Source organism: Rhizobium sp. 2YAF20, assembly GCF_052114685.1.
Lineage (GTDB): Bacteria > Pseudomonadota > Alphaproteobacteria > Rhizobiales > Rhizobiaceae > Rhizobium.
This window is the reverse complement of the sequence record NZ_JBFRFF010000011.1, coordinates 1-16,795: the sequence shown is the minus strand read 5'-3', so window position 1 is coordinate 16,795 and position 16,795 is coordinate 1. Positions and strand designations below refer to the sequence as shown.

The window sequence follows — 16,795 nt, the reverse complement described above, 5'->3', positions numbered from 1 at the left end:
GTCAGGGACAAGACGCGGCAGCGGGGCAAATTGTTCCATCGCTATCAACGATTTAGAGCGTCTCATGTTTTGACCGAAGCATAGCCAGCGTCTGTGTCGATGCAACTGACACGTGAAAATCTTGCGCTTCCTTTGCTGTCTGTCCGTCGGCAGGTCGGAAGACATGGGGCTGGCTTGTAGCGAATGCCGATCTCAGTGCGTCAGATCGAGTGCGCTTGTGAGGTCTCCTAGAGGCGGCTCGCCGTTGGAGGCCACGGCATTGTCGCGCACCGTGATGCCGTGCAGCGTCGGGAGCTCGAAGCGGCGCGTGATGAACCGCAGGATCGAGGTCGTGTCCATCGGCGTGTGGTCGACAAAGCCGAGGCGTGCGTATGGCGAGATGATGATGGCGGGAATACGCGAGCCAGGCCCCCAGCGGTCGGCCTTCGGCGGCGCGACATGGTCCCACAGGCCGCCGTTCTCGTCATAGGTGACGACGACGAGCATATGCGGCCATTGCGGGCTCTTTTCGAGATGGGCCACAAGGTCGGCGATGTGCTGGTCACCGGCCTGGATGTCGGCATAGCCCGAATGCTCGTTCAGGTCGCCCTGCGGCTTGTAGAAGGAGACCTGTGGTAGCGTGCCGGCGTCGATCTGCTTGATGAACGCGGCGCCGCCCAGCCCACCGTCGCGCAGATGCTGGGCGCGCGCCGCCGTTCCCGGCGCGAAGCTCGCATAATAGTTGAACGGTTGGTGGTGATACTGGAAATTGGGAACCGGCGTCTTGTTGCCGTGGTCGAGGACGTCCTGCCATGCGCCGCTATACCAGGCCCAGTCGATATGCTTGAGGCTGAGGAGATCGCCGATCGTCGGCTCTGTCTGCGGCGGTAGCGTCGTCGGCTTGGCGGGGTCGGCAGTCGCGGGATCGGCGCCAGCGGCCGGCGCATTGCCGCTCGGCTGGTAGGCCGGCTGCATGGTGTTCACGGCGTAGAAATCGGGTGAAAGGTTTCCGTCGCCGACGAATTTCGGGATTCCGTCGAGCGACGATTTCGGGGAGTTGTCGGCGATCTTAAGCGTCACACCGTCTGGTTCGACAACCGCGATCGAGGGCTTGGCTGGAGTGGTGTCTGCGTTGGGATAATAGGGAGCGCAGGCACAGATCAGCCATTGATGGTTGAAGAACGAGCCGCCGAAGCCGCCCATAAAAAAATTGTCGGCCAGCGTATATTTCTGCGCCACCTTCCACATGGCCGTCTTCGAACCGTCCCACAGCCCCATCACCATGGCGCCGGCATCGGCGTAGGCGACGAACTTGTCGTTCTTACCACCGTCGATCTGCATCTGGTTCTGGTAGAAGCGATGCCAGAGATCGTGGGTGATCGTTCCAAGGGGCTGGTTGAAGCCGGCGGGGTCGTCGACCCAGAAGGGACGGTTCGCCAGATGCTCTGTCTGCGCCTGCGTCACCGGCGGCACGACGCCTTTGGCCGTCAGGCCGTCCCAGACAGGTGGCAACTCCGTCAGCGCCTTGTTGTCGCGGTCGAGTTGGACGAGCGCGGTGCTGGAGGCGTTCTGAAGCCCGTCGGCGCCGGGAAAGTTTCCATAGAGGTTGTCGAAGCTTCGGTTTTCCGCGTAGATCACGACGACGGTGTCGATCGCGTCCAGATCTTTGCTGGATCCCGCCGCCCACGCGGAGCTAAGAGAGCCGGCGATAAGACCGATTGTCGAAACTGTCAGAACCAATGTCGCCCGCATCTTGGTGCCCCTTGCCGCCCGTTTGTTGATATCTTTCCATGCTGCCGCGATCCTACCTTGCCAGCCGCCGAAGACACGCCGCAGAATGCAATCCATGAAGCTAATCATAGAATCTCTTCACGACACAAGGACAAAGCGCCGGGCTGGAATTCTGCTGATTGTCTCAGTGGCAGGCATGGTTACGGTCGGCATTGCGGTGGAAAATTCCCCCGCAGCGTCTGACGGCGTTGTGGGGCAGGGGATCACGCGCGCCGAGGCCCGCCGGCAGGCGGATGCCCTGAGCGATTTGGGACGGGCATTGTTCTTTGATCCGTCCCTGTCGGGTTCGGGCAAGGTCTCGTGTTCCTCCTGTCATGATCCGGGCCATGCCTTCGGGCCGCCGAACGCGCTTGCCGTGCAGCTCGGCGGTGGAGACCTGCACCAGCCGGGCGTCAGGGCTGTACCGTCCCTCAAATACCTACAGGCGGTCCCACCCTTCACCGAGCATTTCTTCGAATCGGAGGACGACGCCGACGAAAGCATCGACAACGGCGCGACCGGCGGCCTGACCTGGGACGGGCGCGTCGACCGCGGCGGGGAACAGGCCAAAATCCCGTTGCTGTCGGATTTTGAGATGGGCAATAGGGACGACGCCGACGTCGCCCGCCGGCTGCTTGCGGCCGGATACGGCAAGACGATCGCGGCCATTGCAGGGCCTGACCGGCAGGCCGATCCGCTGACTGTCTATCAGACCGCGCTCAAGGCCATCGAGGTCTTCGAGCAGGATTATCGGACCTTCTATCCCTATTCGAGTAAATTCGATGCCGTGCTCGCCGGGCAGGCGACACTGAGCGCGCAGGAGGCGAGGGGCCGCGATCTGTTCGAGGCGCCCGATAAGGGCAATTGCGCCTCATGCCATGTCAGCCAGCGCGGCAACGACGGCACACCGCCACAATTCACCGACTACGGGCTAATCGCGCTCGGCGTGCCGCGCAATCCCGACATTCCTGCCAACAGGGATTTGCACTATTTTGATCTCGGCCTGTGCGGCCCGCTGCGCAGCGACTTTGCCGGCCGGGAGGAGTATTGCGGCCTTTTTCGCACGCCGACGCTGCGCAATGTTGCACTGCGCCAGACCTTCTTCCACAACGGCGTTTTCCACTCGCTGCGCCAGGCAGTGGAGTTCTATGTGGAACGGGAAACAGATCCGGGGTACTGGTATAGGCATCGCGCCGACGGTAGCATCGACAAATACGACGACCTGCCGCAGGCGGCCAAGACCAACGTCAACATGGACCCGCCTTTCGATCGCCATCCCGGCGACAAACCGGCTCTTAGCCCATCCGAAATCGATGACGTGGTTGCATTCCTGAAAACGCTGACAGACGGTTACGGCCGGACGAAAACACCGTGACGCCGCGGAAGAAGACAATGGCGGTCGGAAGGCTCATCAACGACGGGTCATCACACGACACATGCCGCGCGCAATTGTGGTCTAGCTGTTTCCGGTTTCGACCGGCAGCCCGAGCAGCTTGGCGACGGCGTCGGCACCGTTACCGGATGCAGACAATTTGCCGCTGTCGTGCACGTCAAGCGCCGCTCCGTTCGCAAAGCTGACGGACCATCCGTCGTCATTGCTGTTGCGGCGGCGATCGGTGAGTTCGATGCCTGCAGCGGAGACCAGCGCGATAGCCTTTTCTACGTCCATGATCGTCACCCAATCGGAGGTTCCTATCATGTCAGCTAGCTCTTGAAGACGAAACGAGTCAAGGCAGAGCCAGTGTCGGCCTGTCAAACGGCTGGGCGTCGTCTCTGTCGGCGAGTGTGCCGGATCCGAGGCTGTTTGAAGGTAGGCGAAAGTTCGCGGCTTTGCTGGGCTTGGTGCCTCGACAATATTCGGGTGGCGGCATTCCGGAGCTCGGTTGGATTTCCAATATCGGCAACCGACATCCGCGGTTGATGGTTGGAGCGCATGCCGCTTTCTGCGGCATCAATAATGGCAAGACTAGATCGGCGAGTCTCTCAGGCGCTCTGATCCGCCCAGGGCTGATCAGCGCTTTGGCCAGACCAGCCAGCGGGCGATGAAGTCATCACTATTCAAAGTTCTGTTACGACCAGCTTTTTCGATGATGCAGTGTTGTGGAACACATATAAACTTTTACCTAAAGTTGCTCGGGTCATCGCTTGCAATTGCGGTGGCCGCATTTCGAATCTTATTGTAAGCTCGGACTTTCAACAATCTTGGGATCGCGGGTTCGCCTCTTCTCTGGCAAGAGCGTACTAAGACCTGTCCGCGGTTGTTGCGGTTGCGGGAGAGCCGGATGCGGATAGCGACGATCACCAATTGGGCCTACGGCGTCACGCTATTGCTGACAACGTTGTCGGGAGGCGCTTTTATCCTGTCTGCCCGCAGTGCGGGGCAAGAGAGAAGCGCCCTGCAGCAGCACGTCGAACTGGGTGATATGGCTGAAGAGCTTGCTATTGGTGTTGAAGAGACGTCGGATCAGGCAAGACTTTACGTGATCCGCGGCGAAAGCAGACATTACGATGCTTTCAAGCAGGCTGCGGGCGAGGACAGTCATCGTGATGCCACGATAGAAAATCTGAAATCCTTTGGAATTTCGCCGCAGGAATATCAGCTCATTGAAGAGGTTGCCGTCAAAGCCGAAACGCTTGACCAATTCGAAGATGCTGCCGTGACGAGCTATCGCAACGGCGACCAGAACGGCCCAAGAACGACGCTGTTCGGGCCGGAGCATGAGCGCCTGCAAACCGCTTTACTCGCCGGGGTCTCCACATTTCGGTCGCTGTCGACAATGCGGACTGCGACAGCGGTCGGTCAAGCTCAGTCGCGGAGCGATTTCTGGAGCGCATGTGCAAAACTAATGCTCGCATTGACAGCAGCCGTGTTTCTTGGCGTGCTCTATTTTGTCCTCAGGCGCCGGATTGCAATCCCTTTGAAGCGCATGACAAGCATAGTGAACCGCCTTGCGCTCCAGGACTACGCGGTCGAAGTCCCCTCCGATCATCGCCATGACGAGATCGGTGACATGAACGATGCAATCCAGATCTTCCGCCAAAATGGCATTGAACGCGACCGCCTTGACGCCGAATTGAGGCGGGATCAGGAGACGAAGGATTTGATCCTGCAGATGATGCACCGTCTGCAAGCATGCCAGTCGCAGACGGAACTTGCCGAGGTGGTGTCGTTGTTTGCGCCCCGCATTTTTCCTGGATTAGCGGGCTCCCTCTACATCATGAACGAGAGCCGGACAGTTCTGAACCAGCTCAGCAGCTGGCTTGATCCGCACCATTCGCAACATTCGTTTCCGGCGATCGCCTGCTGGGGTTTGCGCAGGGGCAGGCCACATGTCAGCAACGCCCATCATGGGGATATACCCTGTCAGCATCTGGACGGTGCAGACGCGTCTGAACTTTGCGTGCCGCTCACCGCCCAAGGGGAGGCCATTGGCCTGCTGTATTTCGAAGAGCAGGTCGGTGGGCAAGCCGCGGCGACCGCGCCGAGGCTCTATCTGGAACTCATCGCCGAGAATGTCGGACTTGCTGTGGCCAACCTTCAGCTGCGCGAGAAACTCACTAATCTCGCTGTTCGCGACGGTTTGACCGGACTTTTCAATCGTCGCTCGTTGGATGAGGCCCTCAACCATCTCCAGAGAGAACGACCTGGCCGCCAACTCATCTGCATGATGATCGACATCGACCACTTCAAACGCTTCAACGACGAATCTGGCCATGACGCGGGCGACGAGGTCCTGCGCTACGTCGCACAGATCATATGCGACACCGTCGGATCGCTTGGCACCGCGTACCGTTTTGGCGGCGAAGAGTTCACAACGCTATGCCAGGAACTGGCCGACGAGGACGGTTTCGATTTGGCCGAGAGACTTCGGCAGACGGTGTTCAAGACGCCTTTTAGCTATCGTGGGCGGATTGTCGGCCCGGTCTCAATATCGGTTGGCGTTGCCTCGTCCCCAGCCTCGGGCGCGCTGTACACTCTTTTGAATCGAGCCGATGCCGCGTTGCTCGAGGCAAAGATGAGGGGCCGGAACACCACTGTTTCGGCTGCATCCTAGGAGCTACCGACCACAGCATCCAAAACGGATTCTCTTCGAAATGCCACACAGAGCGCAGGCGGCAATATACTTCCGAATGTTTGCGCTGCCGTCAGGGATATGCTGGTCATGGGCCTCAATGGTTGTCGTCAGGGCTCCCGCGAGATATTCCACGAGGGGCTGATGCAGGTCACATGAATTCTGACGGCCTCGTGCCCCCCCGGGATCGGGAGGCACTTCCGAGGCGATGCAGGCCGTAAATCAGCCGTGGTTGATCATCACGTGTCGAACCGCCGTATAGTCTTCCAGCGCATAGACCGACATGTCCTTGCCGTAGCCGGATTGCTTCAGGCCACCATGGGGCATCTCGTTGACAAGCATGAAGTGCGTGTTGATCCAGGTGCAGCCATATTGCAGGCGTGAAGCCGTCTGCATGCCGCGGCTAATGTCCTTGGTCCAGACGGAGGATGCCAGGCCGTAATCACTGTCGTTTGCCCAGGTAACCGCATCCTCGACGTCGGTGAAGCGGGTGACAGATACCACGGGCCCGAAAACCTCGCGGCGAACGATTTCGTCATCCTGCGTCGCGCCAGCGATGACGGTCGGGGTGAAGAAGAAGCCCTTGTCGCCGGACACCTTGCCGCCCGATGTGATTTCCATGTGCTTGTGTTCGGCCGCGCGGGCGACGAAGCTCTCGACCCGGTCGCGCTGGCGCTTGGAGATCAGCGGGCCGATCTCATTTTCGGTGTCGTCGGCCTGGTTGAACTTGATGCTGGAAACGGCTGACGACAGATCGGCGACGAACTTGTCGTAGACCTTTGCATCGGCATAGATCCGGCAAGCTGCCGTGCAGTCCTGGCCGGCGTTGTAATAGCCGAAGGTGCGGATGCCGGCGACGACGGCGTCGATATCGGCGTCGTCGAAGACGATGACCGGCGCCTTGCCGCCCAGTTCAAGGTGGGTCCGCTTGACCGTCTTTGCAGCCGCCTGCAGCACCTTCTTGCCGGTTGCGACGTCGCCGGTGATCGAGAGCATGCTGATCTTCGGATGGTTTATCAGCGCGTTGCCGACGCTTTCTCCCCGGCCGAGAATGACGTTGACGACGCCCTCGGGCAGGATGTCTGCGAACAGCCTGGCCATCTTCAGCGCCGAAAGCGGCGTCTGCTCGGACGGCTTGAAGACGACGGTATTGCCGCCCGCAATTGCCGGGGCGAGCTTCCACGCCATCATCATCAACGGGTAGTTCCACGGGGCGATGGAGCCGATGATGCCGATCGGGTCGCGGCGGATCATCGAGGTATGGCCCGGCAGATATTCGCCGGCGACCGGTCCATGAAGGTTACGCACAGCGCCTGCAAAAAAGCGATAGCAATCGACGATCGCCGGGATTTCGTCGTTGATCACGGCGTTGATCGGCTTGCCGCAATTGAGCGCTTCGAGTGCTGCAAACGCTTCAGCGTCCCTCTCGACCGCATCGGCGATCTTTAAGAGATAGGCCGAGCGCTGGGACGGCGTGGTCTGCGACCAGCTCTTGAATGCCTTTTCGGCGGCATCAACCGCATTGTCGATCTGTCCAAGCGAGGCTTCGGCCAGCTTCAGGACGGTCTCCCCCGTTTTCGGGTTGAGGATGTTCTCTTCAGTCTCCGTGCCGGCCTCGAAGCGGGCGCCGATCAGCATTGCGGTGTCCATGACGTTCTCCTCGTTTAATTATTTGCCACCGCCGGCGATCTGATCGCCGTCGCGGGTGAGATAGTAGGCAGCCAGGATCGGCAGGAAGGTGACGAGCACCACCACCATGGCGACGACATTGGTGACCGGGCGCTGGCGTGGCCGGATCAGTTCTTCAAGCATCCAGATCGGCAAGGTCATCTGCTGGCCGCCGGTAAAGGTGGTGACGATGACCTCGTCGAATGACAGTGCGAAGGCGAGCATGCCGCCTGCCAGCAGCGCGGTGCCGATGTTGGGCAGAATGATGTGGCGAAATGTCTGGAAGCCATCGGCACCAAGATCCATCGACGCCTCGATCAGCGAGCCTGACGTTCGACGAAAGCGGGCAACGGCGTTGTTGTAAACGACGACGACGCAGAAGGTTGCGTGGCCAAGCACGATCGTCCAGACGGAGAAGGGGATATCAAACAGGCTGAAGGCGGAGCGCAACGCGATGCCGGTGACGATGCCGGGAAGGGCGATCGGCAGGATGACGAGAAGCGAGATGCCCTCACGGCCGAAGAACTTCGTCTGGCTGACGGCTGCGGCGCAGAGCGTGCCGAGCATCAAGGCAATCGCCGTCGCAATCACCGCGACCTGAACCGAGAGGCCAAGCGCTGCCCAGACGTCCGGCCGGTTCCACGCAACGGTGAGCCAATTGAGCGTCAGGCCCGGTGGCGGCCATTGATAGCTCTTCTCCTCGGTCGTGAAAGCATAGACGAAGATCAAGAGGATCGGCAGGTGCAGGAAGAGCAGACCGCCTGCAGCAGCAGCCTTCAATGGGAGGGGCGAGCGTTGGTTGCGGTCAGAGCGCATCGAAGGCTCCCTGTCTTTTGGCGATCCAAAGGTAGACCGCCATGATGACGATCGGGAGGACTGAGAAGGCGGCGGCGAGCGGCACGTTGCCGGCGGTACCCTGCTGGGCGTAGACCGCCTGGCCGATAAAGAGCCTCGATGAGCCGATGATCTGCGGGATGATGTAGTCTCCAAGCGTCAGCGAGAAGGTGAATATCGAGCCGGCGACGATGCCGGGCAATGCCAAAGGCAAAAGCACAGTTCGAAAGGTCTGGCCTGGCGTCGCGCCGAGATCGGAGGACGCCTCGATCAGGTTGGCGGGGACGCGCTCAAGCGCTGCCTGGGTCGGCAGGATCATATAGGGCAGCCAGACATAGACGAAGACCAGGAAGGTGCCGATATAGCTGACAGACAGCGAATTGCCGCCAATCACCGGAAGGCTGAGGACAGCATCGAGCAGCCAGCTAAGGCTGATCTTGGCAAAGAGCCAGGTCAGGATGCCTTCCTTGGCGAGAATCAGCTTCCAGGCATAGACCTTGACGAGGTAGCTCGACCATAGCGGCAGCATGACGCCGAGGTAGAACAGCGCCTTCCATTTTCCCCTGGCATAGCGGGCCGCGTAATAGGCGATCGGGAAGGCGACGAATGCGGAAGCGACGGTCACCAGCGCCGCCATGACGATGGTGCGGATGATGATGTCGAAATTGGAAGAGTTCAACAGCTGTGCATAGGTCGACAGGGTGAACTGGTAGTTCACCAGGCCGGAGAAATCATCGATCGAGAAGAAGCTCTGCAGCAGCAGGGTCAGCAGCGAGCCGACATAGATGATGCCGAGCCAGGCAAGCGGCGGCGTCAGCATCAGGAAAAGCAGCAGCTTCGGCCGCCGCCAGAAAAGATCGGACAGACGCCCGAAGAGCCCGCCGCGTCCGGGCAGGATCGATGTGGCCGGCATCATGCCGGTGGATGCGACTGCGGCCATCATGCGGCGTCATCCATATAATGCACGTCCGCCGGCTGCCAGGAGAGCTTGACCGAGGCACCAGTCTCCGGGATCGGGACGCCGGCCGGAACGGTGACGTGCAGCCGCGTGCCCTTCGTCTCGACAGCAAGGCGCGTGGCGGCACCAAGGAAGTTGGTCGTCTGCACCATTGCCGGCACCCCGGTGTCACCGGCAAGGCTGATCGCCTCGGGTCGCAGGCTTGCCCAGCGCCGCTCGCCGCCGAGCGCCGACATGATGTCTGGCGCAATCACGTTGGACGAGCCAACGAAGTCCGCGACGAAACGCGTTCTGGGCTGCTGGTAGATCTCGTGGGGCGTTCCCTCTTGTACGATGCCGCCATCGTTGAAGACGGCAACCCGGTCGGCCATGGACAGGGCTTCGCTCTGGTCATGGGTGACGAAGATGAAGGTGATCCCGAGCGCCCGCTGCAGGCTCTTCAGTTCCTCCTGCATCCGCTCGCGAAGCTTAAGGTCAAGCGCTCCGAGCGGCTCGTCGAGGAGAAGCACCTTCGGCTTATTGATGAGCGCTCGGGCGAGTGCAACGCGCTGGCGCTGACCGCCGGAAAGCTGCCCGGGCCGACGGGCGCCATAGCCCGGCAGCTTGACGAGTTCCAGTACTTCGCTGGCGGCCTTCGTTCGCTCCGCCTTGCCGACGCCCTTGACCATCAGCCCGTAGGCGACGTTGTCGAGGATGTTTAGATGCGGAAACAGCGCGTAGTCCTGGAATACGGTGTTGACGTTGCGCCTGTACGGCGGGACGCCTTCGGCGGTTTCTCCGAATATCTCGATGTGGCCCGATGTCGGCTGCTCGAAACCTGCAATCAGCCTGAGACACGTGGTCTTTCCGGACCCGGATGGGCCAAGCATGGCGAAAAACTCGCCCGGCGCGATTTCGAGGTCGACACCATCGACGGCGCGGACCTGGCCGAAATGGCGAGACACCTTCTGGAAGCGTACGGCGGCTGTCATTGGGGTGCTCCGGAAATTGTCATCTTGGTTCTCATGGGTGAAAGAATGGGCACATGGAGAGCGGCATCCTTCCTCTGCTTCCCAGCAGGGAGAAGATGTCCGAAGGACAGATGAGGGGCGAGCACAGTCCGAAGCGAACGTCTGAGCGACAAGCGAAGATGATGTCCGTCGCGCCACTCCCTCATCCGGCCCTCTGGGCCACCTTCTCCCCGCTGGGGAGAAGGTGTAGCGCGTTATCTCCCCCCGATGACGCCGATATAATCCGACACCCAGCGATGGTAGGGCACGCATTCGCTTTGGCTCGCGCACTTGGCAACCGGTGTCTTCCAGAACTTGATCTTGTCGAAATGGTCCACGCCATTGGTGACGCAGCCGGTGTCTGTCATCAACTCGTTGCCCTTGCATGCGGCGGGGACTGAGGGTACTGCGCCGAACCAGGCGGCGGCGTCGCCCTGGACCTTGGGCTGCAGCGAGTGCTCTATCCACATATAGGCGCAGTTCGGATGCGTACTGTCGACGTGCAGCATGGTGGTGTCGGCCCAGCCCGTCGCCCCTTCCTCAGGGAAGGTCGAGGCGATCTTCTGCTTGTCGGTCTGCAGCAGGTTGACCTGGAACGGCCATGAGCCCGAGGCAACGACGCCCTCGTTCTTGAAATCGTCCGTCTGGATCATCGCGTCGTGCCAATAGCGGCTGACGAGCTTGCGCTGGCCGCGCAGGAGATCGAGCGCCGCCTTGTACTGGTCTTCGTTGAGCTCATAGGGGTCCTTGATGCCCAGCTCCGGCTTGTGCGCCATCAGATAGAGGGCGGCATCGGCGATGTAAATCGGGCCGTCATAGGCCTGGACGCGGCCCTTGTTGGACTTGCCGTCCGGGAGCGTCATTTCTTCGAAAACGACATTCCAGCTTTTCGGAGCCTGGTCCTTGAAGGCATCGGTATTGTACATCAGCACGTTCGGTCCCCACAGATAGGGGACGCCGTAGTGCACGCCATTGACCGTGTGCCAGGGCGCGTTCTTCAGCCGATCGTCAAGGGTCTTCCAGCTCGGGATGAGATCGACGTTGATCGGCTGGACGCGCTTGCCGGCGACGAGGCGAAGCGAGGCATCGCCCGAGGCCGTGACCAGGTCAAAGCCGCCTTCGTTCATCAGCGCGACCATTTCGTCGGAGGTCGCGGCGGTCTTGACCGACACCTTGCAGCCGGTTTCCTTCTCGAAGCCGGTGACCCAGTCATAGGACTTGTCGCTTTCGCCGCGCTCGATATAGCCGGCCCAGGCGACGATGCTGACGGCGCCCTCTCCCTTGCCGAGCGCTTTCAGCGGCTCGGCGGCAATGACTTGAGTAGCGAAGCTTAGCGCCACTAGCGCAGCCGTGCATGAATTCAGCAGATGCTTCATCGCAGTCTCCCGGTTTGGGCCACTTTTGTGGCGTTCTGTTCCCGAGCCTGAGATTGACGCTGTTTCGCCGCATTCGCAAATTCATTTATCAGAACGGCGATATCGGAATTTCCGATACCTGCCTAACGCTGGCGACCGGAGCGCATGGCCTCGGCGATGCCGACGAAATCGCGCGCCGCCTGCGGCAGGTTGGACCCTTTGCGCCAAACCATGCCGACCTGAACGACCGGCAGCGAGCCCGAGACATCCCGGCTCTCGATGCGGTCGCCTTCTAGAGACCACGGCCGATAGACCAGATCCGGCAGCAGCGCCACGCCAGCTCCTGTGGCAACAAGGCTGCGCACCGCCTCCACCGACCGGGTGCGGAAGGCGACATGCGGCCTGGCGCCAAGCGCGCTCAACAGTTTGCCGGTATTCTCCTCGATCTCGTCGATCGTCAGCATGATCAGCGGTTCGCGGCTGATGTCGGCAACGCTGATAATGTCGGCCGACACGAGCGGATGACCCAGCGGCAGCCAGAGGCGATAGGGCGATGTCTCAAGGATTTCCGCCTGCAATGCCATGCGGTCGCGCAGATTTGAAATGACCATGACGGCGACGTCGAGTTCACCGCCGACCAGCAGATGTTCGAGATATCCGCCATTGTCCTCGATGGCGGTGACTTCAACGCCTGGGCAGGCTCGTCGATAGCGCGCCAACAGGTCTGAGAGGACATAACCGGCGACGAGCGATGTCACACCGATATTGAGCGTCCCGCTGAGCGCGCCCTGCTGTCCGGAAAAACTGGTGCGGGCGTCGGAAACGGTCGAGAGGATCTTGGTCGCGTGGCGAAGAAACTGGTGGCCGTTATGTGTGATGGAGAGCCCGCGCGGATGCCGGTCAAAAAGTTCAACGCCGAGGTCGCTTTCCAGCTCCTTCAACGCCTCCGTCACGGAGGATTGCGAGATCGACAGGTTTTGGGCAGCCCGGGTGACCGAACCCTGTTCCGCCACGGCAACGAAATATTGAAGCTGTCTCAGGGTGAATGCCATGGCCGTTTAGACCATGCCACATCGCATGGTGACAAGCGTCATTGCTATTCTATCCGCCTGGCGAAGTGTTTGCGTCCGAGGTGCCGGTCCTTCGCTTCTGTGCAGCTATGGCCAGGACGAGTGAGGTCGCGAAAGCCGACAGGGCGATCAGCGATCCATATCCACTCCAAATCCGATAGCCGAACGGCATCGCAAAGGCCCATGCGATTTCACGGGAGTTCGCAGCCGGTGTTGTCGAATGCCTCTGGACGTGTTGGCATCCATCTACCTTGAAGGGAAATAGATGGCAGTCCTGGCCCTGCGCCGTACAGAACGTATATGTTCATGTATGTGGCTCGATGAGAGAATTTACGTTCATGTCTAGGAGTTCCCCATCAAGCCCTGTCCTTCAGGGCCGGGAGTGTCACCGGACACCGAACGGATTGGCGTTTGCCGCCGACGATATCGATTGCCAGTAGTCATCCGGTGCATAAACGCCGTTTCGATTGATCACGTGAACAGCGGCGTTTGGCATTGTGAGCCTTGCGTACCTTGCATTTTCGCAGAATGCATAGGTTTGAGCCCAGATCGTTATTGCTTCCGATGCGGACGGCGCGGAACATGCCGCCGAGACCTTCTGACAGAATTCCAGTGACCGCACGAAAATTGATGGGTCATCGCGCCGGGAGAGACCCCGCAACGCATCAAGATAGTCTCCGCGAAACACTGTTGGTATGACAATTCTAGATAAGCCGGCCGACAGCAGCTCACGTGTCATTAGGATGCGGCTAATACGGCCGTTGCCGTCGTTGAAGGGGTGTGTCTCGGCCATCATGTAATGAAGGAACGCGGCGCGCCGGAACGGGTCTTCGATGCTCCTCATCATAGCGTGCCCCTCCTTTAAAGTACCTTCCAAGAGGTCTGGGGTAACAAACGAGGTATCGCCCGCGCGATTGGCAATGGTCTTGAACTGTCCGGGTCGGACATCGGGCCGACTTTCCATCAGCCGCCTGTGGCGCGTCCTAATCTCGTCCTTGAACTCTTCGAAATTGGTAGCCGATGGCGGTCGCCCTACGGTTTCGACCAGTTGCAGGTAGGTCCCCAGCACGTCATGTCCGTCTTGAGGTCGGTCTGCCGGAATTTTTCCATCATATACGATTTCGGTTGCCTGCTCGACCGCAAACTCGGTCCCTTCGATATAGTTCGAGAAATACGCCTCGACGAATGATCCAGCCATCATCCGATCCGGCGTAGTGTCCGCCGTGACGATTGCTTGCGGCGCTCGCTCTGAGAGATAAACGGCAAGTTTCGCGAACCTTTCGATACAGGCGACATCCAAGGGCATGCCGGCCGCTCGGGCCCTCCCCTGAGGCGTTACCATAGAATCTTTGCGGGTGTTCAACAGCGTGCCGATTATATTGTTCAGTCGTTTGAACTCTTCGTCTCGCTCGATGAGTGGTGCCAGGTGTCTCGCCCTGTCTCTGATCCCATTAAGATAGTCTTCGCCATTGACCCTGCACCATTCGTCCAGTTTGGCCTCGACCACCTCTTCGCCTAAAGTCCGAGCGCCCTGGCCGCGTCTCGCCCTTGATGGGGTAAGGTTGTCCAGCAGGCGTCTTTCCCTCCCCGCAAGGTGTGTACCCATGTATGCGATGTCGTCCTTAACCGGACCAGCCCCATTCCGAACATGGACCAAAAGGCCGGGAAGTTCGAGGGTGGTCCTGCTTCGTGGCGCGCAGACATAAATGTTGTTGGGTCCCTCCTGAGAAAACTGAACGGGTTTGGTCTCAATACCGCTCCTGTCCGTGATCACGCCTCCGGGGACCAGTTTGGCGACGATCTTGGCCCAGTTTCTCCTAACCTCGACTTCCTTTGGCTCGCCTTCCAGTTTGAAGAAGACGCCGCTGGTTAGCCGTTCTATTTCGCCCGCTTCTTGAAGTCGCCTGAGGCGGCGATCTTCGGCATCGTCGCCGGTTGGTGTGAAAAAAAGCGGCATGTTTATCTCCTATGGACGGACTGATGATGGAAACTGTCCGTGAGGATCGCATAAGAGGCGATTTTGTCCGTGACGATCGCATAAGAGAATGTCGCATAAGGTCGTCGGCGTCAAATGATTCGTCCGTGAGGATTGCATAAGTCCGGATTTTGTCCGTGAGGATCGCATAAGGCCTTTAACATTGCTAATGGCAGCTCTGCCGCCGCATAGTGCATCGTCTTCGGCGCGAACTAGACCCTCTTGCTCTAGCTTGTGGAGAAGTCCAGAAAACGACTAGAAAGCCGAGGTGAAAGCCCTTCTGCAGCGCGTTCGAGACCCTCGCGACAAAGATAGCACCGGGAAACGTCCGCCGCGAGGATCGGGGCCGCCGCCTCTCGCAAGGCCCCCAAGATGCCGCATCCTACATCCCGCCCTCTTAGGAGGTCTGTGACCTGCCGGGCGGGTGTGGTTCTGTCTTTCCGCGTTGATTGTGGGGTGGCTTCATCGGCACCCTTGGGTACGTAGACCTTGATCACTGTCACGAAGGCTTTCCGTTGCCCCTCCATCACCGCCATGTCAGCAAGGCAATGAGGTATAGGGTATAAGAAATGGCCTTCTGCTTGAATTGATCACGGCTCACGCGCATCCCTCGGTTGTGTGGACGCTGCCAGAGAATTCTTAAGGTTTCGAGAGAGCTTCGATACAGGTTTAGCGATGCCGCAAAACAGCACAAGGGATCTCCCTTGAGCAATATATAGCCAACGATAGAACATCGCACCCCCACCTGATCCGCTAAGCGGAAGTCTGCAAAATCAATGCTGTAGTCTAACGGAAACAACGGGACCTTTTTTGGTCATGGCAGCATTTGCGCGGCCCTCGGCGGCTCCTCCTTAAGTATTCTGAAACACGATGTCTTTAGCGTTGCGGTTGATTACTTTGTCGCGTTGGAGTGCTTTATGACGGAGCAGTTGGCTTGAAGGCCCTACTGCAGATTTTCCGGCTTTCCCGGAAGCTTGTCCTTATTGTCGGCGGAGTGGCCCTGTTGATGGGCTCCTCCGGTGCTTTCGCACTTTATATCGGTAGGGACAGGCTGCTCGGGCCATCGTCCGCTTCCGTCAACGGGCTGATCTGCACGGACGTCAACCTGGTGACGATCCGCAAGCAGAACCGCGTTTGGATCCGCAAATATATCACCACCGACACCACCGACGGCCTGACGCGCGTCAAGACGGCATTGCGGGTGGCAAGGGCGGTCTACGAGGCGCAGAAGCCCGATCTCGTGCAGGTCGTTGTCCTCGACCGGAACGGCCCGACATTGCGCTCGGATATCCACGGCCGGGCGCTCGGCGCCGACGTGGTCTATGTACCCGACCCGACGAAGGTCGAAGATGGCGCTGTCGATGCGCCCTATACGGCGCGCTACTACGACGGCACCGCCAGCGATCAGGGTCTGTTCTACGGCGAGCGCGTCGAGATGCCGCTCAAGGATATCGATGGCGTGATCGCCTCGCTCAAGGATCATAGCGACTGCCAGGACCCCGTCGCCGCCGATGCAACAAAGAGCGACGAGAGCGCGAAGGGCAAGAAGAAAGTCCAAAAGGCTGATAGCGCCGACAAGGTCGACCACGGCACGACCGGAAGCGTCATTCCCTCAGCGGGCGCTGAAGCGAATAAGTCTCCACAATCCGGAAACTAGAAATCTGCTGGGCGACCGCTCCCGCCCCACGTTTGCGGGGCTCTGCGTTCCGTCATCCCTAGCACTTATCGTTCTTTCTTCGGTCGCGCTGAACGCAAAGAGGGCGACATCGGTTACGTTTCGAAATGGGGGATTTTCGTCAATGCCCGCGAGACCGACCTCCTGGCCGAAGTGATGGCGCGCCGGAGTATCGGGTAAATGTTGTTGACGAACAAACTCTTATGTTCGTTTGCAAGCTCTTTAGTCATGATCTTTCCTTTCCGGCTTTGACGACGAAAACACATGCGTGAAGCTGTTGAACAAAGCAGGAGACAGGGCATTTTGACGACGGCTGGCATACTCTTATGCGCGGGTTGGGTACCGCATTTCCGTGTGTTCGTCTGGGGCTGTCTTCTGTCTAGAATCGGGCATGGATTTTATCCGCCACATAGTTTGAACGAGGGTTCCCCACCGGAGCCCTGGCCCTG

13 protein-coding genes are annotated in these 16,795 nt (G+C 59.6%); 4 read left to right on the top strand and 9 right to left on the bottom strand.

The window, feature by feature from the left end; translation table 11 throughout:
- Positions 1 to 192: 192 nt before the first annotated feature.
- A complete protein-coding gene (locus tag AB4Z52_RS15430) occupies positions 193 to 1,839 on the bottom strand; it encodes an acid phosphatase (RefSeq protein WP_442218807.1) in 1,647 nt (548 codons plus the stop codon).
- A 67-nt stretch (positions 1,840 to 1,906) separates the two neighbouring features.
- On the opposite strand from AB4Z52_RS15430, the gene AB4Z52_RS15425 reads away from it, so the two are divergent.
- A complete protein-coding gene (locus AB4Z52_RS15425; RefSeq protein WP_442218899.1) occupies positions 1,907 to 3,124 on the top strand; it encodes a cytochrome-c peroxidase in 1,218 nt (405 codons plus the stop codon).
- An 81-nt stretch (positions 3,125 to 3,205) separates the two neighbouring features.
- Here the strand turns inward: AB4Z52_RS15425 and AB4Z52_RS15420 are convergent, their stop codons facing one another.
- Positions 3,206 to 3,448, bottom strand: a complete 243-nt coding sequence (locus tag AB4Z52_RS15420; RefSeq protein WP_442218806.1) for a hypothetical protein — start codon at positions 3,446 to 3,448, stop codon at positions 3,206 to 3,208.
- Between the two features lie 50 nt (positions 3,449 to 3,498).
- Between AB4Z52_RS15420 and AB4Z52_RS15415 the strand changes: the two genes are divergently transcribed.
- Together AB4Z52_RS15415 and AB4Z52_RS15410 are read left to right on the top strand one after the other, a co-directional pair.
- Positions 3,499 to 3,795, top strand: coding sequence for a transposase (locus AB4Z52_RS15415; protein WP_442218898.1), 297 nt, complete (start codon positions 3,499 to 3,501; stop codon positions 3,793 to 3,795).
- A 236-nt stretch (positions 3,796 to 4,031) separates the two neighbouring features.
- Positions 4,032 to 5,804 carry a diguanylate cyclase gene (locus AB4Z52_RS15410; protein WP_442218805.1) on the top strand — a complete coding sequence of 591 codons (1,773 nt, stop codon included), beginning with the start codon at positions 4,032 to 4,034 and terminating at the stop codon, positions 5,802 to 5,804.
- Positions 5,805 to 6,044: 240 nt separating this feature from the next.
- On the opposite strand, the gene AB4Z52_RS15405 is transcribed toward AB4Z52_RS15410, so the two are convergent.
- The 7 genes from AB4Z52_RS15405 to AB4Z52_RS15375 all read right to left on the bottom strand — a co-directional run bounded on the left by AB4Z52_RS15405 (position 6,045) and on the right by AB4Z52_RS15375 (position 14,653).
- Positions 6,045 to 7,472, bottom strand: coding sequence for a gamma-aminobutyraldehyde dehydrogenase (locus AB4Z52_RS15405; RefSeq protein WP_442218804.1), 1,428 nt, complete (start codon positions 7,470 to 7,472; stop codon positions 6,045 to 6,047).
- An 18-nt stretch (positions 7,473 to 7,490) separates the two neighbouring features.
- A complete protein-coding gene (locus tag AB4Z52_RS15400) occupies positions 7,491 to 8,306 on the bottom strand; it encodes an ABC transporter permease (protein WP_442218803.1) in 816 nt (271 codons plus the stop codon).
- Entirely contained in the window at positions 8,296 to 9,267 is a 972-nt protein-coding gene (locus AB4Z52_RS15395; protein WP_442218802.1) for an ABC transporter permease, read from the bottom strand. The genes AB4Z52_RS15400 and AB4Z52_RS15395 overlap by 11 nt, the downstream gene beginning before the upstream one ends.
- Complete coding sequence (locus AB4Z52_RS15390) at positions 9,264 to 10,253, bottom strand: ABC transporter ATP-binding protein (protein WP_442218801.1); 990 nt, start codon at positions 10,251 to 10,253, stop codon at positions 9,264 to 9,266. The genes AB4Z52_RS15395 and AB4Z52_RS15390 overlap by 4 nt, the downstream gene beginning before the upstream one ends.
- Before the next feature lie 233 nt (positions 10,254 to 10,486).
- The gene (locus AB4Z52_RS15385) at positions 10,487 to 11,647 is read right to left on the bottom strand and encodes an ABC transporter substrate-binding protein (protein WP_442218800.1); all 1,161 of its coding nucleotides are present in this window, start codon (positions 11,645 to 11,647) and stop codon (positions 10,487 to 10,489) included.
- A 122-nt stretch (positions 11,648 to 11,769) separates the two neighbouring features.
- Complete coding sequence (locus AB4Z52_RS15380; RefSeq protein WP_442218799.1) at positions 11,770 to 12,678, bottom strand: LysR substrate-binding domain-containing protein; 909 nt, start codon at positions 12,676 to 12,678, stop codon at positions 11,770 to 11,772.
- Positions 12,679 to 13,081: 403 nt separating this feature from the next.
- Positions 13,082 to 14,653: a Fic family protein gene (locus AB4Z52_RS15375; RefSeq protein ID WP_442218798.1), complete on the bottom strand. Its 1,572-nt coding sequence runs from the start codon at positions 14,651 to 14,653 to the stop codon at positions 13,082 to 13,084.
- 952 nt (positions 14,654 to 15,605) lie between these two features.
- On the opposite strand from AB4Z52_RS15375, the gene AB4Z52_RS15370 reads away from it, so the two are divergent.
- Positions 15,606 to 16,328 (top strand): hypothetical protein, encoded by a 723-nt coding sequence (locus tag AB4Z52_RS15370; protein ID WP_442218797.1) that lies wholly within the window; start codon positions 15,606 to 15,608, stop codon positions 16,326 to 16,328.
- The last annotated feature ends 467 nt before the right edge of the window (positions 16,329 to 16,795 follow it).